Source organism: Bradyrhizobium genomosp. I (2014), from assembly GCF_000261685.1.
Lineage (GTDB): Bacteria > Pseudomonadota > Alphaproteobacteria > Rhizobiales > Xanthobacteraceae > Bradyrhizobium.
The window spans coordinates 1-479 of the sequence record NZ_AJQE01000472.1 but is presented as its reverse complement, the minus strand read 5'-3'; the positions used below and the strand labels follow the sequence as shown (position 1 = coordinate 479).

Here is a 479-nt window from a genome sequence, read left to right as displayed (position 1 = left end):
CGAGCTCGAGGACGCGATCGACGTCGAGGACGACCATGAGCTGTCCGTCGAGGCGGTGGACGCCGCCGGCGAGCTTGGCCATGCGGGGGTCGAGGTTGACGGGGTTCTCCTCCTTGCCGTCCTCGGGCAGGCGCAGCACCTCGCCGATCTGGTCGATCAAGAGGCCGTAGGATTCGCCGCGCAAATCGACGCCGACCGCCATCGGCACCTTGCCGTCCTCGGCCTTGGGCAGGCCGAGCCGGGCGCGCATGTCGACCACGGTGACGATGCGGCCGCGCAGGTTGAGCACGCCCGCGATCTCGCGCGAGGACAAGGGAACGCGGGTGACGCGCTCGGGCATGAACACGTCCTGGACGCGGGAGATCGGCAGGCCGAACAGCTGGCCGCCGATCATCGCGGTGACGTATTCGACCATGGCGCCTTCGCCCACTTGCGTCTTGCTGGTCATGTGTCTCTCCTGATCCCTGCCCTGCTCTTTA

1 protein-coding gene is annotated in these 479 nt (G+C 67.8%); it reads right to left on the bottom strand.

Annotation, left to right across the window (positions count from 1 at the left end; translation table 11 throughout):
• On the bottom strand, positions 1 to 448 hold a 448-nt coding region (locus IC50_RS38060; RefSeq protein WP_035716788.1), incomplete at its 3' end, for a chemotaxis protein CheW.
• Positions 449 to 479: the final 31 nt, after the last annotated feature.